Source organism: Yoonia sp. 2307UL14-13 (assembly GCF_037572755.1).
Taxonomy (GTDB): domain Bacteria; phylum Pseudomonadota; class Alphaproteobacteria; order Rhodobacterales; family Rhodobacteraceae; genus Yoonia.
The window spans coordinates 48,871-72,472 of record NZ_JBBIFZ010000004.1; the positions used below are offsets into that span (position 1 = coordinate 48,871).

The 23,602-nt window shown below is 59.0% G+C and carries 23 protein-coding genes and 1 tRNA gene; 11 read left to right on the forward strand and 13 right to left on the reverse strand.

Features of this window, described 5'->3' with window-relative positions; genetic code table 11:
• Window positions 1-28 precede the first annotated feature (28 nt).
• The gene (locus V8J85_RS11515; protein ID WP_339953893.1) at window positions 29-211 is read left to right on the forward strand and encodes a hypothetical protein; all 183 of its coding nucleotides are present in this window, start codon (window positions 29-31) and stop codon (window positions 209-211) included.
• A gap of 34 nt (window positions 212-245) precedes the next feature.
• Here the strand turns inward: V8J85_RS11515 and V8J85_RS11520 are convergent, their stop codons facing one another.
• Window positions 246-1,424: a pyridoxal-phosphate-dependent aminotransferase family protein gene (locus tag V8J85_RS11520; RefSeq protein WP_339953894.1), complete on the reverse strand. Its 1,179-nt coding sequence runs from the start codon at window positions 1,422-1,424 to the stop codon at window positions 246-248.
• 122 nt (window positions 1,425-1,546) lie between these two features.
• Here V8J85_RS11520 and V8J85_RS11525 point away from each other — a divergent pair, with 122 nt between their 5' ends.
• The 3 genes from V8J85_RS11525 to V8J85_RS11535 all read left to right on the forward strand — a co-directional run bounded on the left by V8J85_RS11525 (window position 1,547) and on the right by V8J85_RS11535 (window position 5,990).
• A complete protein-coding gene (locus tag V8J85_RS11525; RefSeq protein ID WP_339953895.1) occupies window positions 1,547-3,337 on the forward strand; it encodes an ABC transporter ATP-binding protein in 1,791 nt (596 codons plus the stop codon).
• Window positions 3,330-4,067, forward strand: a complete 738-nt coding sequence (ygfZ, locus tag V8J85_RS11530) for a CAF17-like 4Fe-4S cluster assembly/insertion protein YgfZ (protein ID WP_339953896.1) — start codon at window positions 3,330-3,332, stop codon at window positions 4,065-4,067. The genes V8J85_RS11525 and ygfZ overlap by 8 nt, the downstream gene beginning before the upstream one ends.
• Window positions 4,068-4,349: 282 nt before the next feature.
• Entirely contained in the window at window positions 4,350-5,990 is a 1,641-nt protein-coding gene (locus V8J85_RS11535) for a BCCT family transporter (protein ID WP_339953897.1), read from the forward strand.
• A 150-nt stretch (window positions 5,991-6,140) separates the two neighbouring features.
• On the opposite strand, the gene efp is transcribed toward V8J85_RS11535, so the two are convergent.
• A complete protein-coding gene (efp, locus tag V8J85_RS11540) occupies window positions 6,141-6,704 on the reverse strand; it encodes an elongation factor P (RefSeq protein ID WP_339953898.1) in 564 nt (187 codons plus the stop codon).
• 222 nt (window positions 6,705-6,926) lie between these two features.
• On the opposite strand from efp, the gene V8J85_RS11545 reads away from it, so the two are divergent.
• Window positions 6,927-7,250 carry a DUF6280 family protein gene (locus V8J85_RS11545; RefSeq protein WP_339954187.1) on the forward strand — a complete coding sequence of 108 codons (324 nt, stop codon included), beginning with the start codon at window positions 6,927-6,929 and terminating at the stop codon, window positions 7,248-7,250.
• A 52-nt stretch (window positions 7,251-7,302) separates the two neighbouring features.
• Here the strand turns inward: V8J85_RS11545 and V8J85_RS11550 are convergent, their stop codons facing one another.
• Window positions 7,303-7,623, reverse strand: coding sequence for a hypothetical protein (locus V8J85_RS11550; protein WP_339953899.1), 321 nt, complete (start codon window positions 7,621-7,623; stop codon window positions 7,303-7,305).
• An 11-nt stretch (window positions 7,624-7,634) separates the two neighbouring features.
• Window positions 7,635-7,793: a hypothetical protein gene (locus V8J85_RS11555; protein ID WP_339953900.1), complete on the reverse strand. Its 159-nt coding sequence runs from the start codon at window positions 7,791-7,793 to the stop codon at window positions 7,635-7,637.
• A gap of 51 nt (window positions 7,794-7,844) precedes the next feature.
• Between V8J85_RS11555 and V8J85_RS11560 the strand changes: the two genes are divergently transcribed.
• Window positions 7,845-9,302 carry a cobyric acid synthase gene (locus tag V8J85_RS11560; RefSeq protein ID WP_339953901.1) on the forward strand — a complete coding sequence of 486 codons (1,458 nt, stop codon included), beginning with the start codon at window positions 7,845-7,847 and terminating at the stop codon, window positions 9,300-9,302.
• Here the strand turns inward: V8J85_RS11560 and V8J85_RS11565 are convergent.
• From V8J85_RS11565 to V8J85_RS11575, 3 genes are all read right to left on the reverse strand, one after another.
• Window positions 9,299-9,892 carry a hypothetical protein gene (locus V8J85_RS11565; RefSeq protein ID WP_339953902.1) on the reverse strand — a complete coding sequence of 198 codons (594 nt, stop codon included), beginning with the start codon at window positions 9,890-9,892 and terminating at the stop codon, window positions 9,299-9,301. The two genes, V8J85_RS11560 and V8J85_RS11565, sit on opposite strands and share 4 nt — an antisense overlap.
• A gap of 69 nt (window positions 9,893-9,961) precedes the next feature.
• Complete coding sequence (locus V8J85_RS11570) at window positions 9,962-11,323, reverse strand: TolC family outer membrane protein (protein WP_339953903.1); 1,362 nt, start codon at window positions 11,321-11,323, stop codon at window positions 9,962-9,964.
• A gap of 63 nt (window positions 11,324-11,386) precedes the next feature.
• A complete protein-coding gene (locus V8J85_RS11575; protein WP_339953904.1) occupies window positions 11,387-12,040 on the reverse strand; it encodes a protein-L-isoaspartate O-methyltransferase family protein in 654 nt (217 codons plus the stop codon).
• Between the two features lie 128 nt (window positions 12,041-12,168).
• Between V8J85_RS11575 and V8J85_RS11580 the strand changes: the two genes are divergently transcribed.
• Window positions 12,169-12,242, forward strand: a tRNA-Cys gene (locus V8J85_RS11580).
• A 68-nt stretch (window positions 12,243-12,310) separates the two neighbouring features.
• Here the strand turns inward: V8J85_RS11580 and V8J85_RS11585 are convergent.
• A complete protein-coding gene (locus tag V8J85_RS11585; protein ID WP_445285898.1) occupies window positions 12,311-12,661 on the reverse strand; it encodes a hypothetical protein in 351 nt (116 codons plus the stop codon).
• Between the two features lie 215 nt (window positions 12,662-12,876).
• On the opposite strand from V8J85_RS11585, the gene V8J85_RS11590 reads away from it, so the two are divergent.
• A complete protein-coding gene (locus V8J85_RS11590; RefSeq protein ID WP_339953905.1) occupies window positions 12,877-13,860 on the forward strand; it encodes a hypothetical protein in 984 nt (327 codons plus the stop codon).
• 80 nt (window positions 13,861-13,940) lie between these two features.
• Here the strand turns inward: V8J85_RS11590 and V8J85_RS11595 are convergent, their stop codons facing one another.
• Window positions 13,941-14,828 (reverse strand): dihydrodipicolinate synthase family protein, encoded by an 888-nt coding sequence (locus tag V8J85_RS11595; protein ID WP_339953906.1) that lies wholly within the window; start codon window positions 14,826-14,828, stop codon window positions 13,941-13,943.
• Window positions 14,829-15,101: 273 nt separating this feature from the next.
• Window positions 15,102-15,521: a VOC family protein gene (locus tag V8J85_RS11600; RefSeq protein WP_339953907.1), complete on the reverse strand. Its 420-nt coding sequence runs from the start codon at window positions 15,519-15,521 to the stop codon at window positions 15,102-15,104.
• Between the two features lie 76 nt (window positions 15,522-15,597).
• Between V8J85_RS11600 and V8J85_RS11605 the strand changes: the two genes are divergently transcribed.
• Both V8J85_RS11605 and V8J85_RS11610 read left to right on the forward strand, forming a co-directional pair.
• Window positions 15,598-16,890: an O-acetylhomoserine aminocarboxypropyltransferase/cysteine synthase family protein gene (locus tag V8J85_RS11605; protein WP_339953908.1), complete on the forward strand. Its 1,293-nt coding sequence runs from the start codon at window positions 15,598-15,600 to the stop codon at window positions 16,888-16,890.
• 117 nt (window positions 16,891-17,007) lie between these two features.
• The gene (locus V8J85_RS11610; protein WP_339953909.1) at window positions 17,008-19,929 is read left to right on the forward strand and encodes a hypothetical protein; all 2,922 of its coding nucleotides are present in this window, start codon (window positions 17,008-17,010) and stop codon (window positions 19,927-19,929) included.
• 106 nt (window positions 19,930-20,035) lie between these two features.
• Here the strand turns inward: V8J85_RS11610 and V8J85_RS11615 are convergent, their stop codons facing one another.
• Entirely contained in the window at window positions 20,036-20,599 is a 564-nt protein-coding gene (locus V8J85_RS11615; RefSeq protein ID WP_339953910.1) for a hypothetical protein, read from the reverse strand.
• Window positions 20,600-20,709: 110 nt separating this feature from the next.
• A complete protein-coding gene (gene hppD, locus V8J85_RS11620; protein WP_339953911.1) occupies window positions 20,710-21,804 on the reverse strand; it encodes a 4-hydroxyphenylpyruvate dioxygenase in 1,095 nt (364 codons plus the stop codon).
• Window positions 21,805-21,940: 136 nt separating this feature from the next.
• Between hppD and V8J85_RS11625 the strand changes: the two genes are divergently transcribed.
• Window positions 21,941-22,399 carry an Lrp/AsnC family transcriptional regulator gene (locus V8J85_RS11625; protein ID WP_339953912.1) on the forward strand — a complete coding sequence of 153 codons (459 nt, stop codon included), beginning with the start codon at window positions 21,941-21,943 and terminating at the stop codon, window positions 22,397-22,399.
• On the opposite strand, the gene V8J85_RS11630 is transcribed toward V8J85_RS11625, so the two are convergent.
• Entirely contained in the window at window positions 22,396-23,580 is a 1,185-nt protein-coding gene (locus V8J85_RS11630; RefSeq protein ID WP_339953913.1) for an MFS transporter, read from the reverse strand. The two genes, V8J85_RS11625 and V8J85_RS11630, sit on opposite strands and share 4 nt — an antisense overlap.
• Window positions 23,581-23,602 lie beyond the last annotated feature (22 nt).

Below are 23,602 nucleotides of genomic sequence, written 5' to 3' on the forward strand. Positions count from 1 at the left end.
TTTGGCCGCACGACGTTAATTGACCGCCATGGCCTATGAACCGCGACAAAGCGTTGAAGACTACACCGATGCGTTTCTTGCCACGCTTGGCGTGTTCCTCTTCATGGTGTTCTGGATGATCGCAGCGGCCTTGGGATATACTTGGGTGGTGCTGACGGCTTATGGCCTCGATCACGTGTTTCGGTGGGTCGGGCGAGCATTGCAACGATAGATCGGTCGCGAAAGGCTACGGAGGCCGGAGCGGGTTACAACCCACCCGCAATCACCCCCGCAGCCGCATCCAGCGCCCCTACCCCATGCGGAATATCCAGCGCAACAAGCCCGGCCTGCAATGTGCCAAGCACACCCATGATCATGTGCCCGTTCACGTGACCCATATGGCCAATCCGAAAATACGCATCCGCCGGATCACGGCCAAGCCCGATCCCCAAGGTCAGGCCGCATTCGGCTTCACACCAGCGACGCAACCGGTCGCCATCGGGTGAGCGCATGGCCACGGATGTCACTGCGTGCGATCGCGCGACCGGGTCAGCGACATTCAACCGCATCCCGTCAGGATGCGCCCAGCGATCGAAGGCCGCCCAGATCGCGCGCGCCAACACCTCATGCCGACTAAAAACATGATCCAGCCCTTCGGCGAAAATCATGTCCAGCGCTTTGCGCAAACCATAAATATGATGTGTCGGCGCGGTTCCGTCGAAATACCGATAGTACTCTTCGGGCTCTGTCCGGGTTCGCCAATCCCAGTAGCGGCTGACCAGCGCAGGGCGGCGCGCATCCGCTTCGTCATTGTACCAGACGAAACCGATTCCGGCGGGCGTCATCAAACCTTTCTGACAGGCGGCGACCATCACATCGACGCCCCAACCGTCCATCTCGAACCGGTCGCAGCCCAGAGAGGCGATGCAATCCACCATCAGCAAGGCATCATGACCAACCTCATCCATGACCGCGCGCAGACCCGGGATATCGTTCTTGACGCTGGTCGAGGTATCCACGTGGACAGCCAGCACAGCCTTGATCCGCCCGGCTGTATCAGCGGCCAATGCCGCTTCGATCCGCGCCAGATCAATCGGTGCCTGCGCCCCGAAATCCAGCGTTTCGACCTTCATCCCCAGATCAGCGGCCATCTCACCCCAGCCGATGCAAAAGCGGCCTGTCGCCAAGACGAGCACCGTGTCACCGGGGTTCAGCACGTTGGCCAAGGCCGCCTCCCACGCGGCGTGGCCATTACCGATGTAGATGGCAACCTGACCATCGGTCATTGCCACGCGCTTCAAATCGGGGATCAGACTATGCGTGACCTCATGCAACTCGCCCTCGTAGATGTTGGGCGAAGCGCGATGCATCGCCTGCAATACCTCGTCTGGAATGACGGATGGACCGGGAATGGCGAGGTAGGCGCGACCTTGTGATAGGGACATGGGGCAAGACTTTCAAATGATCAGCCTGCCCGACACTATCGGCACACCGACCCGCGTCAACCTTGCCCTGCCTCGCGATTTGCGATTAGACGAAACGGACCTCATGCCGCAAAGGGCCCGGGATGGCAAAAGCCAAGACATCAAAGAAATCCGCCCGCCCTCAATCGGCAACCAAGCTGTTCTGGTGGCTGTGGAAAGACTATCTGCGCTTCCACAAGGGCAAGCTGATCATCGCATTGATATTGATGAGCCTTGAAGGAGCCTCGCTTGGTCTGCTGGCGCGTATGGTCGTCCCGATGTTCGAAGAGTTTTCGTCCGGTGGGAACTGGGAAGGTCTTTATCTGGTCGGCCTGATTGTGATGGGAATTTTCATTCTGCGCGCAATCACCTCGGCGGCCCACAAAATCCTTCTTTCCTACATACGTCAACTTGCCTCTGCCGCCATGCGCAAGGACCTGTTGCGGCATCTGATGACGCTGGACAGCGCATTTTATCAAACCAACCCGCCGGGACAGTTGATCGAGCGGGTGCAGGGCGATGTGAATGCGATCAATTCGGTCTGGGGGAAAATTCTGACGGCGTTCGGGCGCGATCTCATCGCGCTCGTCAGCCTGATGGCCGTGGCGTTGTGGATCGACTGGCGCTGGACGCTTATGGCGGTCATCGGCATTCCCCTTCTCGTGCTGCCGTCGCTTTTGGTGCAACAATATATTCGCAGACGCTCGCACAAGGCGCGGGTGATTGCAGGGCGGATATCGACGCGGCTGGATGAAGTTTTTCACGGCATCAATCCGATCAAGCTGAATTCTCTCGAGCGATATCAGGCCCGGCGCTACGACGAGCTGCTGCGCCAGGCGATCGATGTCAACGTCAAGGCCGCGGCAGGCACCGCAGCGGTGCCATCGCTGATCGACGTCATGACGGGCATCGGATTTTTCGGCGTCCTGCTTTACGGCGGATCCGAAATCATCGCGGGCGAAAAAACGCTCGAACAATTCATGGGGTTTTTCACCGCGATCGGTCTGGCCTTTGATCCGCTGCGACGGCTTGGTGCGCTCAGCGGGCAGTGGCAGATGGCAGCAGCCAGCGCTGAGCGGCTTCAATCGGTGCTGAAGATCAAGCCATCAATCCTATCCCCCCCGACGCCCGCAGCCGTACCCGAGGGCGCGCCAGAGGTCGTTTTGAAGAATGTCGCGCTGCACTATGGTGATCTGCCGGTGCTGCGTGGGGCGAGCTTTGTGGCCGCGGCGGGCCAGACGACAGCGCTGGTCGGGGCATCGGGCGCAGGAAAAAGCACGGTATTCAACGTGCTGACCCGCCTTGTAGAGCCGGCCAGCGGCAGCGTTCGTATCGCAGAGACCCCGATCGATGCCATGGCGTTGGACGAACTGCGCGGGCTTTTCTCGGTCGTCACGCAAGATGCGACGCTGTTCGATGAAACCTTGCGCGACAATATCCTGCTGGGCCGTGACGATGTGGACGAGGCAACGCTGAACGACGTCCTCGATGCCGCCCATGTCAGTGATTTTCTTTCGCAACTGCCAGATGGATTGGATAGTCCCGCCGGACCGCGCGGATCGAACCTGTCGGGCGGTCAACGGCAGCGGGTCGCCATTGCGCGCGCGTTGTTGCGGGATACACCGATCCTGCTGTTGGACGAGGCTACGAGCGCACTCGATACCAAATCCGAGGCGATCGTGCAGGCAGCTCTGGAAAAGCTGTCGACCGGGCGCACGACGCTGGTCATCGCGCACCGCCTGTCGACCATCCGCAGCGCGCATTCCATCGTGGTGATGGATCAAGGCCGTGTCGTCGATCAAGGGACGCATGATGAGCTACTTGATCGCGGCGGCATCTATGCCGATCTGTATAACATACAATTCAAGACATCGGATGAGGGCGCGAATGACTGATAGGACGGTTCTTGCACTTGGCGGCGCGGATCGTGTGGGATTCTTGCAGGGACTGGTGACCAACGACGTTGACCAGCCGGTTGGAGAGATCGTCTATACCGCCCTGCTGACACCGCAGGGCAAGTTCATAGCCGACTTTTTCGTCGTCGTCGAAAAAGACCGTTTGCTGATCGATGTGTCGGCTAGCGCTGCGCAGACGCTGTTTCAACGCCTGTCGATGTACAAGCTGCGGGCCGATGTGGCACTGGCGGAAACCGATTTGATCGTCTCGCGCGGCACCGGTGACGCACCAGCGGGCGCAATGGCCGATCCGCGACATACTGCCATGGGATGGCGGGCCTATGGTCCGACCGATATCGGCCAGCAAATCGATTGGGATGCATTGCGTGTCGCGCACGTGATCCCCGCCACGGGTATTGAGTTGACACCCGAGACCTACATTCTCGAGGCGGGGTTTGAACGCCTGAATGGCGTCGATTTCAGGAAAGGCTGTTTCGTCGGTCAGGAAATCGTCGCCCGCATGAAGCACAAGACAATCCTGAAAAAAGGGCTGGCACAGGTCACTGTGGATGGATCTGCCACGTCGGGCGACGCGATCACCGCAAACGACAAATCCGTGGGCACTTTGCACACGATGTCAGGCGACAAAGCTATCGCCTATCTGCGGTTCGATCGGGCGGAGAAAAAAATGCAAGCCGGAAACGCGACATTGAAAATGATCGCGCCCTGATTCGTGATCTGAGATCTCTGCCGAAAAGGCAGTCGGAATAATTCTTTTAAAACAAAACATTGGGGCGTAACGTTTCAACCTACGATGCGCAAAAATGTTCCATAACTTGCAAGAAAATCGGAAAACCGGGTCGCGTCCGATCGTTATTTTTGTTAAGTAACCGGTCAAATCTTAAATCAGATGCGCGGCCCTGATTGGGGTGGCCGTCAGTCGCGAACAGCGTCCTAAGCAGGCATAGGTCTGCCCAATTTTGCTGTTTGTCGCATATTTGCGGAGCACTTCATGACAGATGCAAGCGTTGATACGGGCATTCCCGAACCGGAAGGTCACAGCGAGGTCATCACAACCGATTATGAAATCGGTCAGGACAATATTCAGGGCAGCTTAGGGCCATTTGGGCTGGATATTCACAATCCTGTCTTTCTGATTTCCGGGCTAGCCGTTGTGGCCTTTGTGTTCTTCACCCTCGCGCTACCCGAACAGGCCGCTGCGATCTTCTCGGCCATGTTCGATTTCACGACCAAGAACTTTGACTGGTTCCTGTTGGGATCGGCCAACCTTGTGGTGATCTTTGCACTTTTGCTGATTGTCACGCCATACGGATCCGTCCGCCTTGGCGGGACGGATGCGACACCTGATTACGGTTATCCCGCCTGGTTCGCGATGCTGTTCGCAGCGGGTATGGGGATTGGATTGATGTTTTACGGCGTGTCCGAGCCGTTGACTCATTTTTCGACGGCATTCGGCGAAACTGCGATCGAAAACGATCTGCGCACGGATTGGGCTCCTTTGGGTGGGGCAAGCGGGGACGAGGCGGCTTCGGTTCGCCTGGGCATGGCCGCCACCATCTTTCACTGGGGTCTGCACCCGTGGGCGATTTACGCGACAGTTGCGCTGGCGCTGGCACTTTTCACATATAACAAAGGCCTTCCACTGACGATCCGCTCGGCCTTTTATCCGATTTTGGGCGAGCGTGTCTGGGGTTGGCCCGGTCATATCATCGACATCATCGCGGTTTTCGCGACCTTGTTCGGCCTTGCCACATCGCTGGGTTTTGGGGCCACACAGGCGAATGCCGGTCTGAATGCGCTGTTCGGTGTGCCGATCGGCACGACGTCGGAAGTTGTCTTGATCACAGCGATCACCGCAGTCGCGCTGATTTCGGTGATGCGCGGCCTTGATGGTGGTGTCAAGATATTGTCGGAGATCAACATGGGGCTGGCCGCATTGCTGGCCGTGTTCGTGTTGCTTGTCGGCCCGACCTTGTTCCTTCTGACTTTCTTCTGGGACAGCCTGCTAGCCTATTTCACCTTCCTGCCCGCCTTGTCGAACCCGTTCGGGCGGGCCGATGTGAACTTCAGCCAAGGCTGGACGGCCTTCTACTGGGCCTGGTGGATCAGCTGGTCGCCTTTCGTCGGCATGTTCATCGCGCGCGTCAGTCGCGGGCGCACAGTACGCGAATTCGTGACCTGTGTACTGATCATTCCATCATTCGTTTGTATCGCGTGGATGGCGATCTTTGGTGGCGCCGCGATCAATCAGGTGCTGGCTGACGGCTACACCGCTGCGCAGGATGCCGACCTGCCGCTGCAGCTATTCAAGATGCTGGAACCGATGCCATTGGCCGGGATCACCTCTTTCGTGGGGATCGTGCTGGTCATCGTCTTTTTTGTGACGTCATCGGATTCCGGTTCGCTGGTGATCGATACGATCACGGCTGGCGGTAAGATTGACGCACCAATTCCCCAACGTGTGTTCTGGTGCATCTTCGAAGGCGCAGTCGCCATTGCGCTTTTGGTCGGCGGCGGCTTGGCTGCATTGCAATCAATGGTCATTTCGACCGGGCTGTTGTTCACCGTTGTCCTGCTGCTGATGTGCTGGTGCATTTGGCGCGGCCTTGCCAGCGAACTGCAGAAGGCCTGATATCATGATCCGACTGCACCGCCCGCGTGGCGATGCAGTCGGCATAGTTGAACATTGCCTATCGTTGCATCAACTCTACCGGAACCAATTCCGTGCCGGTACGTCGCTGGTTGTTTGGTATATACTGTTCTGAGCTGGTATTCGCGGCAATTACGCCCGCTCCACATACTCAAACGCCTCAGTATTCACCACGATATCCTCATCCGGTCCGATAAAGGGTGGGATCATTACGCGCACGCCGTTATCCAACACTGCCGGTTTGAAGCTGTTCGCCGCCGTCTGGCCTTTTACCACTGGCTCGGTCTCGACCACTTTGCAGATCACTTTCTGGGGCAGGCTCACATTCAGCGCCTCTTCGCCATAATATTCGATTTGCACGATCATCCCGTCCTGCAGGAACGGGCGCCGGTCACCGAGGATATCGGCAGGCAGAGCGATCTGATCGTAGGTTTCGCTGTCCATAAATGTCAGCATGTCGTCGGCCTCGAACAGAAATTGCTGGTCTTTCTGGTCCAGCCTGACCCGTTCAACTTTATCGGCAGAGCGGAAGCGTTCATTCAGTTTTCGCCCGTCACGCAGGTTTTTCAGCTCGACCTGTGCAAAGGCACCGCCTTTGCCAGGCTTTACGTGATCGACCTTCACGGCGCTCCACAAGCCATTATCGTGCTCGAGAACGTTGCCGGGGCGAATTTCATTACCGTTGATCTTGGGCATGCGTCACTTTGTGTCAGAATGGTGTCGAAAGGTTGATTGATACATGAGCCTCGCTATATCTAGCCGGTGGGTGTCTTGCAAGATCACGAAATATGCCAAAGACCATTGGTTAGCTATGCGAAAAACGCATGGCTGCCATTCCAAAATTGAGCCCCCGAATCGGACTCAAAAGGGCATATTGACGGTCACGCGGAAGACAAGAACAAAAAATAGGGAAACATGATGAAAGACTTCGTCGACGGTACAGCGTTCAACAACGAACAAGGCAACCGTGCCCGGAAGCTGTTCGCCGCTGTTGTCCTGGCTGCGTTGGATGACGCAATCGCAGATGACAAGAAATATGGCAACGGCCCCGAGCAGATTGCCCGCTGGGCGCGCTCTCGTGATGGCCGCGAAGTTCTTTCCTGCGCCGGGATCGATCCCAATGAACGGGTCGTATCCGGCCTGATGGAATTCGTCGGCAAGGGTGTGCGCACCTCTGTCGCTTTGTCCCGCGAGGAAAGCGAACGGCGCAATGCGGCATTGCAAGAGGCGCAAGCGGCCTGATTTACGTTTCATAGTTTGGAAGATGCGGTCCTGCGGGGCCGCATTTTTCGTTTCAGGGTCCTGCGAACATAAGCGTCCACAAGATGACCGGAGCGAACTCCATCGCGCCCAGCACGGCGATCAGCCCCCGCATGGCGACATGCCGGAACCGCCGCCAAAGGATCACGCAACACCCCAACGACAGGACTATTTCAAGTGGGCCGGCGATATTGCCATAATGGTTTCGGTCCCAATAGCTGACCGGGCTTTGAAATATCCAGTTGGTGAGCGGCCAGAAATGCGCCCTGCCGTCGTCATGGTGGAGCGGGAAGTCGAGAAACAGATGCAGGAGCGCCGCACCGCAAAGTGCGATCATCACGGGTGATCGCGCCATCAGCCCGACGATCAGGGCGATGTCCCGAGGATGTTGAGGTGCCAGCCCGCAAGAAGGTAAAGCGACAGATCCGGCAACAGCGCTCCGAACAAGGCAGCTGCGGTGACCTTAACCTGCCCCGACCTGCCAAAGGCGGTCATCCCGAAAATAAGATGTGCCGGTGTGTTCATCTCTTTCCCCTCATCGCGGGCCCTTTTATGACCGTAAGGAAAGGAGCCCCGATGACCAGAGCAATCATGATCCAGGGTGCCGGATCGAATGTCGGAAAATCCATGCTGGTCGCGGGTCTGGCGCGGACCCTGACCCGCCGGGGTTTGTCGGTGGCGCCCTTCAAGCCGCAGAATATGTCGAATAACGCCGCCGTGACATCCGACGGGGGCGAGATCGGGCGGGCGCAGGCCTTGCAGGCGATGGCCTGTGGTCTTGAGCCGCTGATCGACATGAACCCCGTTTTACTGAAACCCGAGACCGACACCGGTGCGCAAGTCATTGTCCAAGGCAAGCGTTTTGCCACGTTGAAAGCGCGGGATTACGGCAAACAGAAAGCGGCGTTGATGCCGCGTGTGTTGGAGAGCTTCTATCGGCTGGCCAACGGTCGCGATCTGATCATCATCGAGGGCGCTGGCAGTCCCGCAGAGGTGAACCTGCGCGCAGGCGATATCGCTAATATGGGCTTTGCGATGGCAACGAATGTGCCGGTTGTTCTGGTGGGCGATATCGACCGGGGTGGCGTGATTGCGCAGTTGGTGGGGACGCATGCCGTCTTGTCGGAGGAGGATCGCGCGCTGATCCGTGGCTTTGTCATCAACAAGTTTCGCGGCGATCCTACCCTGTTTGCTGACGGTATGGATATCATCGCCGCGCGGACGGGATGGTCACCCTTCGGGATCGTACCGTGGTTCGCGGATGCGTGGCGATTGCCTGCAGAGGATGTGATGGATATCGCCAGCCGCACGGGTGGGGCGATCAAAATCGCCGTGCCGCGGCTGAACCGGATCGCGAATTTCGATGACCTTGATCCGTTGTCAGCGATGCCGGACGTCAGTGTCGACATCATCCCGCCCGGACGCCCCCTGCCCGGCGACGCGGATCTTGTGATCATTCCTGGTTCGAAATCGACCATCGCCGATCTTGCGGATTTTCGTGTTCAGGGCTGGGACGTCGACCTGCAGGCGCATCGACGTCGCGGTGGGCAGATTCTGGGGGTATGCGGCGGCTATCAGATGTTGGGACGGACCATTGCCGATCCCGAGGGGATCGAAGGCCCACCGAGCGTGGTCGACGGGTTGGGCATGCTGGATATACAGACGGTGATGAAGCCCGAGAAACGGCTGGCCCGGACAGCGGCCATTTATCGCCCAAGCGGCGATACCGTGGCGGGCTATGAAATCCATATCGGGGATACCGATGGGCCGGATTGCAAGCATGCATGGCTTGAAATGAACGGACACGCAGTTGGTGCGGCATCACCGGATGGCAAGGTTCTGGGATGTTATCTGCACGGCTTGTTCTCGGCGGACGGGTTTCGGAATACTTTTCTGCAGCGGTTTGACCAACCGGCGACCGATTATGCCTATCAAGACGGGGTGGACAGAACCCTGGATGATTTGGCGACGCATCTGGAGACCAATCTGGATGTCACCGCTCTGCTGGACTTGGCCACCAAGATTTCGCCCTAAAGGTCACGCATGGCGAGAATTTGGTTCACCTCGCGCCGGATCAGCTTGCGCACGTTCCGCGTGATCCGTTCGCCGGTTTCGCCGCTCAGTTCGTCCCGCATGATCTGGACGATCATTTCGCGCAAGGCCTCTTTGTCTTTGGGCATATCCTGTTGGAAAAATTCGGCGAGTTCGGCGGCCGGATCGGGCTCCTCCTCGGCCGGAAGGACTGGTTCGTCTTCTTCCACGCCGTCCTCCTCACCCTGCTCCGCTTGTGCCGCGATAGCACTGACGGCCCATGACGTTTCATCGAAGGTTTCCGTTTCCTCCGGCTCCCACTCTTCCGGGGCGTCGGTCATCGCCGCTTCGAGTTCGGCGAGCGTGTCTTCCAGACCGTTACTCTCGACCGCACGGGACGCATCGAGTTGCAGCACATTGTTCTGCGGCGCGGAGCCGTTCGCGGCGTTGGACGAATTGCCCTCGACGCGCAGGGCCGGGGTCAAAAGAAGACGCCCGCCGTCATTGTCGGCGTTACGCTCGGTCTTGCTGACCAGCTTTCGGACTGACGACATAACCTCGTCGATTTCATTGGACTTCGCTTCGTCAGACATTCCGAATCCTGCGATTGCGCCCCCGCCCGAAAAAACGTAGCGCAATCACACGGTTCAAACAACAAGCGGTTAATCGCCAATCGCGCGCAAGATACGGTCCAATGCCTCGCCCTGGGGAGACACCGTGACCGGAGCCTGTTTGGCGAGATTGTAGTATTGGGCCGGATCGTATTGCTGGACCGGCAAACGCAGATGATCGGCGGTCATAAGACCCATTGCAGCAAGCACCTGGTAAGAGGCGACAACCTCTTCCGCCTGGGCGGAAATCAGGTTGGCCTGTGCGTCCAGCAATTCCTGTTCGGCATTCAGCACGTCAAGCGTTGTGCGGGACCCCAGCGTCGCCTCTTCACGAACGCCTTGGAACGCCACCCGTGCGGCGCGGATCTGCTGGTCGGACGCCGTACGCGAGGCGCGGGCGACCAAAAGAAAGGAATAGGCGTTGCCGACCTGTTGTTCGATCCCCTGGACGGTGACAAGTAACCCGGCGCGGGCCGCATCGCGGCGCGACATGAACTGGCGTACCTGGCTGGACAGGCGACCGCCGCTATAGATCGGGCCCGTCGCCTGAAGACTCAGCTGGCGGGATTCATCCCAATCCGGATCCGTCGCCACGAACCCTTCCAGCGTGACATTCGGTCGGATCGCGGCCTCGGCCCGTTCGATGTTCAGCTCTGCCGCGCTGACGGCGTGCTGCGCTTCGAGGATATTGGGGTGATTACGGACCGCGAAACCCTTGGCGTCCGCCTCGCTGCGCGAGACCGGCGCGGGCGACACCTCGGTCGGGTTTTGCGGAGAGCGACCGACTGCGGCGCGGAATTCCTCGATCGACCGGGCAAGGGTACCTTCTGCAGCGGCGAGCTGGCTGCGGGCAGCAGCAAGGCGGGCCTCGGCGAGGGCGACGTCGGTGCGCGTGACCTCACCCACCTCGAATCGATCTTGGGCGGCACGGAATTCTTGCGTGATCAGGCGCACGTTGTTCTGGCGAAGCGAGACGAATTCGCTGTCTCGGCGCACGTTCATATACGCTTGAACGGCACGTAGCAAAACGTCCTGCTCAACCGAGCGCAGTGATTGGCGGGTGCCGAGGATCGTTTCCTTTTGCGCCTCGATCCCCAGCCGGTTGGCCCCGCCATCATAGATCGTCAGCGATGCATTCAGCCGGGCACTGGCCTGTAGAAGTTCGGCCCCCGGTGTGTTGTTTGGGCGCGTATTACTGGCGGTGAAAAGCCATGACAGAACCGGCAAGGTCGCTGATACGGCCTGCGCGAGGTCTTCGTCGGCTGCGCGCAACAAGGCGCGGTTCTGGTCCAACAGTCCGGAATTATTGTAGGCCGAGGTAAGCGCGTCAGCAAGGGTTTCGGCGCGCGCAACGCCCCCGAAACCCATACATAACGCGACGGCGACGGCCGCCCATTTCGCCCGCTTCATCATTGTCCTGCGCCTCTTTGTTCTATTTTTCCCTTTAGATACAGTAAGCGAGCGCTGGGACCAATGCTAAAGTGTGAAGGCCGCAGGTTTGTGGAAGCCCGGCAACACAGGCGCCCCGGCATTGAATGAAAAGCGCCAAGTCATGCGACCGTCGATTTTGTGCCCGATCCGAACGACACCCAGTGCACCTTCGGCGAATACGCAGGCGATCCGGCCCCCTTCGCGAAGCTGGCCCAACAAGGCTTCGGGCACGGCCTCGACCGCGCCCTGGATCAGGATGACATCATAAGGACCGGATTTCGCCGCGCCTTCCGCCAGCGGTCCATGGACCACGGCGGCATTGTCAATGCCATGTTCCGAAAGTAGCGACTGCGCCTCTTCCGCACGGTCATCATCATCTTCAAGGCCCACCACGAAATCACACATATGTGCCAGAAGCGCGGTCGAATAACCCAACCCGCAACCGATATCGAGTGCGACATATCCGGGCTGAATATTCAATGCATCCAGCATCTTGGCCAGCGTCCGCGGTTCCAGCAGCACGCGCTCGCCGCCGATTTCGAGGTTTTCGCCAAGATACGCGGCCTCGCGCAGATTTGCAGGCACGAACGCCTCTCGCGGGACATCGAGCATCGCGTCGATGATCGGGAATTTGGTCACGTCAGAAGGTCTGACCTGAGTATCGACCATGATGGTGCGGCGGGCTATGAAATCACTCACGGAAACGGTCTCTTTCGTTCACAAGCGTTGCCGGTTCATGCCACAGAAGCGCGCGGTCAGCAACGGGCATCGACAGGATCCGAGATGTCTTGCGCCAGATGGAGGCATGGTATATCCGCACGCATGGCGGCGAGTTGGCGGAGTGGTGACGCAGCGGATTGCAAATCCGTGTACACCGGTTCGATTCCGGTACTCGCCTCCAATCTTTTCAATGGTTTACAGATTTACGGTCCAAAAAGGTATCAGTTTCCTTTTCTGGTCCTGTTCTGTTCACCGACGTTTTTTCGCTGACTGACGGGCGCGCATGACCTGTCTGGCCTGGCCTGCATACTTTCGGATCATCGCCATCGTCGTGTGACCGGAGTATGAAGCGATTTCTTCATCCGTGCATCCTGCCCACGCCAATGCCATCACGCCACGGTGTCGAAGCGCTTGTTGATCGTACTCCGTAAGGCCCAACCGTTTCCGCTCGTCTCGCATAAAGGTAGCCACACGCCGGTACTGCATCGCGGATCCATCGCGGTTAGTCAGGATATGGCGGGCCGGGTGGGGCGTTCCTGCAAGGCGCCTTTTCTCAAGAGAAAGTGCGCGTTTCAGGTTTTCCGTGCAGGGCAAGACCAAAGCCTTATCGGTTTTGTTTTGGCTTAGAACGAGATTTTTGCCGTAATAATGCCCTCGCTGCCTGCCTGGGCCAACAACGCGCGAGTAATCGCTTCAAAATCAAAGTTGCCGTCCGCCGCAATATTCCCTGATACGGGGTCCACAGTGACCGTCACAGTTGTCACTAAGCGGGACCAACGCTAGAGCAAGACGGGAAAGACAAGATCAAAGGCGACATGGCTCAACCATTCAACATCCTGATCGTCGGCCAGGCCGGGCGGTTGCAATACGAAGCCGTCTTGTTCGCGGCATCACTGCGCCATGGCAGCCCGGACTTTACCGGAACACTATATGTTGCCGAGCCACAGGAAGGGCCGCGATGGGATCGGAACCCGCGCATGTCCGCCGCGATCAAGGAGGTGTTGGAGACTTTGGGTGCGGTGATCGTACCCTTTGAATCCCGGCACTTCGGCAAGAACTACCCACACGGAAACAAGATCGAGGCACTCGCCGCGTTGCCCGCCGATCAACCCTTTGTGTTTTTCGACACCGATACGCTCGTCACCGGTGATCTGGCGGCAGTTCCGTTCGACTTCAGCCGCCCCGCTGCATCGATGCGCCGCGAAGGAACTTGGCCCGTCGAAGAGCTGTATTGGCCGGGCTACACCGCGATCTGGAAATCGCTTTACGATCGGTTCGGGCTGGATTTCGATGGTTCGCTCGACCTGTCGCAGCCCGATGAGTATTGGGAGCGGTATCTTTATTTCAACGCGGGCTGGTTCTTTGGGTCGGATCCTCTGGCATTTGGACAGCGCTTTACGGACTACGCCGTATCGATCCGTGACAATCCGCCCGAAGAATTGGTGATCCAACCGCTGGATCCCTGGCTTGATCAGGTCGTGCTACCGTTGGTGATCCATAGTTTCGGTGGCGGCCGGCCCGGGCCCGAGCTGTCAGGGTTAGATGGCGATGTCACTTGCCACTACCGGACCCTGCCCCTGCTTTATGCGCGAGAGGCCGATCAGGTGGTCGCAACACTGGAAAGCGTGGCCGCGCCAAACAAAATCAAGAAGTGGCTCAAGCAATACGATCCGTTCAAGCGGATGATCTATCAAGGCCGGGGGCAGAAAGTCCGGGCGTTGTTCGACCAGAATAACCTGCCCCGCAAGGAAAAGGCGCTACGCAACAAGATCAAGGCCGCCGGATTCTGGATGCGTTAAGGCATCAAGTCGCCCTGTGCATGGCGTGAAAACAGATCACGCAAGAACGGAATCATCCGTTCCACATCGATCCGGCAGGCCTAGACATCATTCAAGATGATAAGCGCCTCGTTCACCCGATCCTGTGTGGATTTGTCCAATAGTTTGATCGGAAGCGGCAAATCATGTTGTATCAACTGCATTTGATGGGCGATCGCGTAGACCACCCTGATGCTCCCGTAACTCTGGAAAAGCGCCCACAAGGGCCGCAGCGCATCATTGATCCGGATGGTTTCGGCCCTATCACCGCTTCGCGCCGCATGGGCGAGTTTCACGCTGACTTCGGGAAGCACCCCCGCGATGACGCTAAACCATGCATCCGCACCGTTCGCGAGCGCATCAGCGCAACCCCAATCGCCGCTATAGCCAATCTGGAACCCGGTCGGCAGCGCGCCGCGCAACGACGATAGATGTGCGTTCATATCCGTCGTGACCAGCGTTTTGACGCCGCAGATGTTGGGCAATACCGCAAGACGGGCCAGAAGTTCGGTACTGAATGTGAAATGGGTGGTGCTGGGATTGTCGTAGATACAAAGCGGCAGGTCGGTGGTCTCTGACACGGACCTGTAATGCTGGAATACTTCGTCATCCGTCAGCGGGGTGTAGGACACCGGGGCCATCAACACGCCCGCCGCACCAACCGATGCGGCCTGTTCGGCCAGTCGTTGCGCGTCATCGGTGCGGATTGCGCCGATGCTGACGATAAACTGACATGTGCGCGCCAACCGTTCCGCTGCGAAGGCCGTCACTCTCATGCGTTCGCTGTATGTAAGGTAGGCATAGGTGCCTGTACTGCCAAGCAAACCGATCGAATCGACCCCGCCCGCGACGATCCGGTCGAGCAACGTGCCGAGATTGTCGAGGTCGGTAGCGCCGTTGGGCGCCGTCGGCGTAATCGGAAAAGCGCAGAGGCCGGTGAATGGGGGCATTTAAACACCTTTGCATTAGCACGACACCAGCGCGCGTATATGCGGCGTGATGTCAGGTTCAAAGTCACAAACAATCGCAAATGAATGCCAAAGCCGCGCGACGTCAAGAAATGACGCCAGTGCCAGAAGGCTCGGTATGAAAAAATAGCATCTTTCGCGTGTGGATAGGGCGCGGCCCTCGGATGCACGTCTGATGGATTACAGGGGGCGCCGGTCTCGAACGGCGCAGCGATGCACAGGTGGCAGCTTCACCCGTGGTGGAGTGGCCCGATGTCATCCGTCATGCGCAAACACCCCGCTCTCACTCGCAAAACCCTTCACCTCGATCGGATTACCTGACGGGTCGCGGAAGAACATCGTCCATTGCTCGCCCGGTTGACCCTTGAACCGAACGGACGGCGCGATGATGAAATTCGTTTGCCGCTCTTCCAGACGTCCGGCCAGCGCGGTCCAGTCGACCAAAGGCAACACAACCCCGAAATGCGGCATCGGCACAATGTGATCCCCCACTTTCCCGGTCGGCGCGCTAGCAAAGGGTTCGCCCAGATGCAGGCTCAGCTGATGTCCGAAGAAATCGAAATCAACCCATGTTTCGGTCGATCGCCCTTCGGTCGCGCCAAGCGCCTCACCGTAAAACGCGCGCGCCTCATCCAGATCGGTGACGTTGAAGGCCAAATGAAACGGGACGGGCATGTTCTGATCCTATGTCGTTGAGGGCGCGTGTATTTCGGCCTACACCGTGGCCCAACAGTTTCAAAGGGAGAAGACGATGTCCGACAATCCGATCTATGGTTTCGATACGCTGCAAATCCATGCAGGCGCCCGCCCCGACCCGGCAACGGGCGCACGGCAAGTGCCGATCTACCAGACGACGGCCTACGTATTCCGCGATGCCGATCACGCCGCCGCTTTGTTCAATTTGCAAGAGGTGGGGTATATTTATTCACGCCTGACCAACCCGACCGTGGCTGCCTTGCAGGAACGGATCGCAACATTGGAAGGCGGCGCAGGTGCGGTCTGCTGCTCCTCCGGCCACGCGGCGCAGATCATGGCGCTCTTCCCGCTGATGCAGCCCGGGCGCAATATCGTCGCCTCCAGCCGCCTCTACGGCGGCACCGTCACGCAGTTCAGCCAGACGATCAAACGTTTCGGCTGGGCGGCCACGTTCGTCGATTTTGACGACATGGATGCGGTGAAGGCGGCCATCGACGACGACACCCGCGCGATCTTTTGCGAGGCGGTGGCCAACCCCGGCGGGCACATCACAGACCTTGATGCGGTTTCGGCCATCGCGGATGAGGCCGGTATTCCGCTCATCGTCGACAACACGTCAGCCACCCCCTACCTTTGCCGACCGATCGAACATGGCGCCACGCTGGTGGTGCATTCGACCACCAAATACCTGACCGGCAACGGCACGGTCACCGGCGGCTGCGTGGTGGACTCCGGCAAGTTCGACTGGGCCGCCAACGACAAATTCCCCTCGCTCAGCGAACCCGAACCCGCCTATCACGGCCTGAAATTCGCCGAGACGTTCGGCCCCCTCGCCTTCACCTTCCATGGCATCGCCGTCGGCTTGCGCGACCTCGGAATGACCATGAACCCGCAGGCGGCACACTACACGCTGATGGGCATCGAAACACTGTCATTACGCATGGACCGTCACGTGGAGAACGCCAGGAAAGTCGCCAAATGGCTCGAAGATGATCCACGCACGGACTACGTGACCTATGCCGGTCTCGAAAGCTCGCCTTATTTCAAACTGGTCGACAAGATCTGCCCGAAAGGTGCGGGTGCCCTGTTCACCGTCGCCGTGAAAGGCGGCTATGACGCCTGTATCAAGCTGGTCGATAGTCTCGAGATTTTCAGCCATGTCGCCAACCTTGGGGATGCACGCAGTCTGATCATCCACTCGGCCTCTACCACGCACCGTCAACTGACCGCCGAACAGCAGGAAGCGGCGGGCGCGGGGCCGGGGATCGTCCGCCTGTCGATCGGCATCGAGGATGCTGACGATCTGATCGCCGATCTGGATCAGGCCCTGGCCAAGGCGACCGCCTGATGACCAAAGGGTAGGCCCCGGGGGCCCACCCTTTTCCTGCGCGGTATTCTGCTTTATTGTTCCGGCATGATGGTGGGACATGTTTTGCCATTACAAACAATTTGGTAGTCGCTTGGCATGAGCACGAACTTCGCACTGTCGCTGTCTTTCGAAGGCATCCAGCTGTTGCACCGGGTCACCGGTGGCTGGCGCCCCGTGGGCGAGGCGGATGTCGAAGCCGATGATCTGGACGCGCAACTGGCCGATCTGCGCAAGAAAGCGCTGGCGCTCGAACCGGGCGGCATCCGCAGCAAGATCGTGATCCCGCTGGATCAGATCAAGTACATGGCGCTGGACACGACACAAACCAGCGACGAACACATCCAGGCCGCTCTGGATGGCGAAACGCCCTATGATCTGAGCGAATTGGTCATTGATTGCGAACGCCGCGGCGGCCGCACCCATATCGCCGCCGTCGCGCGCGAGACACTGGACGAGGCCGAGGCATTCGCCCGCGCGCACCAATTCAATCCGGTTTGCTTTGTCGCGATCCCCGAACCGTTCACCTTCCAAAGCGAAGTGTTCTTCGGCCCCACCCGAACGATCACCGACGTGCTGGGCATGGGTGCGACAGCCGAACGCGATGTGCTGCCGATCATGATTGTCGGGACCCGCGTGAAATCCCGCCTGTTGATCTTCGACATTCCCGAAGAGGAATTGCCGCCGGCGGAAGAAAACGATCTGGCGACACTTCTGGCGCCGCATCTGGATGATGGGGACCGTGTTCCAGAGGCGTCACAGGATGAAACGGACACCGCGATCGAACCCCCTGCCGATGCACGCGAAGAAGTGACAGATGAAACGAACGCCGAGACAGTCGAAGCGACCTTGAAGGAAAATGCATCTGGCGACCCGACCGAAGTGATCGAGCACGCCGACGACATCGAGGTCGCGCAGCATACGGACGACGCGCCAGAGATTGACGCCGTGCCGCCCGAAGATGAAGCTGTTGAGCCGCCTTCAGACATTGAAGAGCTGGTGGCAGACGATACGTCGGTTGAAGAAGAGGCGCGACCAGATCAGCCTGCCGCGACGGAAGTGATCGCCGCCAGGCACGATGACGTTGCCCAAGACGAACCCACCGTTACAAAAGAACCCGAGCAGCCTGAATTGTTCGCGTCGACGGTCACGCCGCCGGAAGAGCCTGAGAAAATCATCGCGACGGCACCTGCCCCAAAAACCGTCCCGGTTTTTGCCATGCCCGTCGACCCGATCATCGAAGAATACCATACGGCCCGCCCAAAATATAAGCGTCGCGCGCGCCGTCGGATCGTGGGAACGACACAAGTCGCGCCAGCCCCGGCCCCAGGGTTGCCAAGCGCTGCCGAAATCGCCGCCATCCCGGCGGCACCGACACCGCCCCGACGCGCCCATACTGCGCCCGCACGGCCGGCCATGTCGAAAAAGGCGCTTGTCGGCGCAGCCTTGGCAGCGAGTTTTGTTTTCGCCGGATTGCTGGCGTGGATGCAATTCGGCGGAACCCAGGCCGACCCATCGGAAGACACGACACCAACGGTTCCTGCAGCGCAGGCCGAGACCGTGGATACAGCCAATGTCGTGCCCGCAGCGATCCCCTCCGATCCTGACGAGGCGACATCGTCGGATACACCTGTCGTGACCTTGCTCGACATCGTTCCACCAAGTGCGCCATTGCCGCAGACCGCATCTGTTGTTTCACCGGAACCGGTGCCAGCCGTATCGGCGCGCGCCACTCCGGCCTTGGCCGCAGCAGCGGCGGCTGATGCGGAATTGCCTGCACAGAACCCGATGCCGGTGCCACAGTCCGAAGCCCCCACCGCGCAAGCCAGTCTTGGTGCGCCGGTATTGCGCGGCCAGGTACTAAGCCCGGACGAAGCGGCCCAAATCTACGCCGTGACCGGGGTCTGGCAGCGCGCCCCACGGATCGTGAGCGTGCCACGGACCGCCGAGAATACGGGCGTGGCATGGCCTGATCCGGACGTCGCGCCCGATGCCGTGGCCCAGCCGATCGTACCCGATGCCGGCACCCTGGAACCTGGGCTAAGTTTTGTCGCCCCCGCCGATCCTCCCCCGCCGGAAGCGACCTTTACATTGGATGACGACGGCTTTGTCGCTGCGACGCCAGAGGGCACCATCACCCCGGAAGGGGCTGTTGTTTTCTCGGGATTGCCCGAGGATTTGACCCTGCGCCTACGTCCGACACTGACACCGGAAGACCTTGAACGGATGGCGTTGTTGGCTCCCGCCCCCGAAGGTGTGGTCGTGATCGCCGGGTCGCCGCCTGTGACCCCGCCACTGCGCGCCGCGGATGCGGTGCCGCAGGATAGCGCTTCAGCGGAAGATGAAACTCGTTCGCCAGGCAGCGTCGGGCTCGCCGGACTTGTTCAGGACGACGCCGATGACCCGGCGGATGCGACCGTCGAGGCGGCGCTTGGTTCGACCGTACCGACCGGACCGCGCCCCTCATTACGGCCAAGTGATCTGGTTCCGCTCATACGCGAGGATTTGCCCACGAACCCGGACATCACGTCGGTCATTGCCGGTATCGCTGAGGAAGAGGCAGAGGCGGCAGCAAACGCATTTGTCGATCCAACCGCCAATGCCGTGACCCAATCAGGTCGGCCCCGGACCCGCCCGGACAATTTCGCGCGGGTCGTTGCCGCCGCCCGTCAAGCAACCCCGCAGCGGGAACAGCCACGTGACACCGCCGCAGGATCGACGGCCGTTCCACAGGCCAGTGTTGCGGTGGTCGCACCACCGCGCCAGACCGGTCCCGTACCGGGGGGTGTGGCAAGGGCAGCGACCCAAGAGGACGCGATCCGTTTGCGTGACATGAACCTGATCGGGGTCTATGGCCGTCCGAACGCACGCCGTGCATTGGTTCGCTTGTCAAGCGGGCGTTATGTCCGGGTCGAAATCGGTAGTTCACTGGATGGCGGTCAGGTGACCGCCATCGGGGACAATGCGCTGAACTACGTCAAACGCGGACGGACCTATGCGTTGCAGGTGCCAGAGGGCTAAGCACGCAACATTCAGCTGATGTTTGCCCTAAGCATAGTATTTCGGACCGATAGGGGCTAAGCGGACTTTCAAATTGCTGCATCCAATGGCAGTTTTTCAAGAGACGCTACTTCCAGTCATCAAAGGGGTAGGAGATTAAGTCCTGGCCGTGTGTGTCCAACTCGTATTGCCGCACACGCTCTGCCGCCCAAGAAAACAGGCGGTCTTGATCCAGCGTTTCACCCGTTTGCGGATCAGTACATATTACGCCCATTTCTTCGGTCAAAATAGCTGCGGAAAGAAAGGAAAGCCGTGCTTCGAACCTGTTTTTTGATTTGAATGAAACAAGGATTTGAGACGTGAAACCCTCCCAAAGCTCTAAGTCCAGCTCTTCTGCCCTAAGTTGTTGTCGTTTTGTCTCGACGTCGCCGTTTTTTGGGCCAAAGTGGCTCTCAAAATCAAAACTGCGGACGGACATCTCAAAACCCGACATGTACGACTCAGACGAAGAAAAAGGCCATCGCCCGGGTACTGTTACCTTGATTGGAAAAAAGCCGCTAAGGCCAGGTCCAAACTTTATGCTCGGATGTATTTCAAACCTTAAACTGTCATGGGCATTTAGGCGCGTGGTCCAAGCCGGAATGGGGTTTTGCGGCAACCTCGATACGAAAACGTTAATGTCATAGCCCATCTGGTCACGGTGGCTTTGAGCTGGACCATTTACAATATCAAAATTCGACAAAGCGGCCGCTTGAACGGACTCCCCCGATCACATCAGGGGCGAGGCGCACCGATGGGCGATCAACCCGCCTTCAATACACCGCGTTCGATCTGATCGGCTTCGATACTCTCGAACAGCGCTTTGAAGTTGCCTTCGCCAAACCCGTCATCGCCTTTGCGCTGGATGAATTCGAAAAAGATCGGGCCGATCACCGTCTTCGAGAAAATCTGCAACAAGATGCGCGTCTCACCGCCATCCACGACCCCTTCGCCATCGATCAGGATGCCATGCTTTTCCATCCGGTCGCGTGGCTCATCATGGCCCTCGACCCTGTCATAACTCAGATCGTAATAGGTGCTGGGCGGTTTGGGCATGAATTTGACACCCCGCGCCGCGATCTCGTCCGTCGCGTCGTAAAGATCATGCGCCCCGACGGCGATATGCTGAATACCCTCGCCATTGTACCGCTTGAGATATTCGACGATCTGTCCTGTCTCACCCCGATCCTCGTTGATCGGAATGCGAATGCGTCCGCAGGGGGATGTCAATGCACGTGACAAAAGGCCGGTAAACTTGCCTTCGATGTCGAAAAACCGGATTTCCTTGAAATTGAAAAGATCACCGTAGAACTTGAACCACGTATCCATATTGCCCTTGTGGACGTTGTGGGTCAGGTGATCGAGATAATGGAACCCGACGCCGGTCGGATGCGCATTCGACACCCAGTCAAATTCATCGTTATAGGGGTTCGCCTCGTAATACTGATCTATGAAATAGATCAGGCTGCCGCCGATCCCGACGATTGCTGGGACGTTCATGGTTTTGCCGCCGCCTTCATAAGGCGTAGCCCCCTTCTTGACCGCGTGGTCAAAGGCGTGTTGTGCGTCGACCACCCGCCAGCCCATCGCAGGCGCACAGGGCCCGTGTTCCTCCACGAAGGCCCGCGCGTGGCTGCCGGGCTCATTGTTGATGACGTAGGTGATATCGCCCTGCTGCCACAGCTGGATATCCTTGCTCTTGTGCGTGGCGGTATGGGCATAGCCCATTTTCGCGAACAGATCGCGCAGCGTGTCGGGCTCCTGATGGGCGAATTCGACGAATTCAAAACCATCGGTCCCCGCGGGATTTTCAGGTGTGATCTTCGATTTCGGGGCATCGTGGGGGAAAGGACCCATGGGCTGTTCTCCTACTGCTGGCAACTTTTCTGATCTTACCGCATGTTTCTTGAGTATTTTCAGCAAGATGATAAGTATATTAATGAAAACATGCGCTTTCTGCGCACGTTTGGAATATAGAACGCGGATTTTGCGCATGTCACTCGACGAAAGTGATCGCAGGCTTCTGGCTGCACTACAGACCGACTCGACCCTTACGGCACAGGCGTTGGGCGAGCGATTGAACATGTCCACCTCACAGGCCGGGCGCAGGCGGCAGCGGCTTGAGGCGGAAGGTTACATCGCCGGCTACCGCGCGTCGCTGAACCCCGAAAAGGTCGGCCTTGGTGTGCAGGCCTTCATCCAGATCGTCATGGCCACCCATACAGAACAGAACGCGCGCGACTTCGTTCGGATGACCCGCACCAAGGCCGAGATCGTCGGCGCATGGACGCTGACTGGCGAAGCTGACTACCTGCTGCGGGTCTATTGCGCCGACCTCGCAGCACTCAACATGCTCGTTCAGCAGGTCCTGCTGCCTCACCCCGCCGTCAGCCGGGTGCAAAGCCAGATCGTGATGGAGCGGGTCAAACCCGACGCGCCCCTGCCCGTCTAACGCTGATCGCGCAACATCAGCGCGCGACCCGCCAGCATCAGAAACATCAGCCCACCGCCCATAAACGCCACCCCGAAGGATGTCACCGACGCCAGGGCCGCACCAAGAAACGGCGCAACCAGGATCGCGCTCGTATTGATCGCCTCGCTCATCGCGGTCACCCGGCCAATCCGGTTTGACGGCACGTGGTTCTGGATCAGCGTGCGATAAGGCACCAGCCCCATGGCCGAGGTGATGCCAAGCACAAAAAAGATGGAGAGATATAGCAACAGCGGCATCGACGTCCCTGTCGCCTCAAAAAGCCCCAGCACGATCGACAGGCTCCCCCCAATCCCCGCCCCCGCCGCGATCCAAAGAAAAGGGCGTTCCGTCTCACCGAGCATCAGCGACCCCAGCACACCCCCTGCCCCGACAAAGGCAAGCGTCACGCCAAGGATCGTCTCGGAGAACCCAAAATCGCGGGTCAGCGGCACGATCAGCATGTCATAAAAGAACATCGCAAAGTAACCGGCACCCATCATGATCAGCGCCGCCTTGAGGATCGGTTTTGCACCGATCTCGCGCAGGCCGGTGCGGATACTTTGCATCATCCCCGGCTCATCCTCATCGTCCGCCGGCGGGCGGGCAATCGGATGCAGGCGCCAGACCATGATCGCGGCGATGACCGAGACGAGGGCATTCAGCAAAAAAATCTGCCCCGGCGCCATGATGATCAGCAAGCCACCCCCCAAGGCCGGTGCCACGATCTTCGACGCCTGGTTGATCGCATGACTGCGCCCGTTTGCGCGCATGCGGGTTGTCTCATCGGTCAGGGCCTGGATCGCGCCCTGCTTGGCAGGGGTAAAGAACGTGTCGACACCCGTGCGCAGCGCAATCAACACCATCAACACCGGCCAGTTCGGTGCGAAAAACAGGGCGCCGGTAAAGACCCCACGGCCCAGATTGCTCAGCACCAACACCCGATTGAGGCTCATCCGGTCGACGATCGCCCCGGCAAAGAGGCCAACCAACAGATATGGCAAACCAAACGCCACGCCAAGCACCGCATAGGCGTAAGTCGGGACAACCCAGACATAGGCCAGCAGCGCACCGATCGCGACGAAATCCAGCCAATCGGAAAAATCCGCAGGCACCTGCGCGATCAGCAAGCGCCGCAATTCTGTGCGTTTGTTCTCAGCCATGCTTTCCGGACGCTATGCGGCA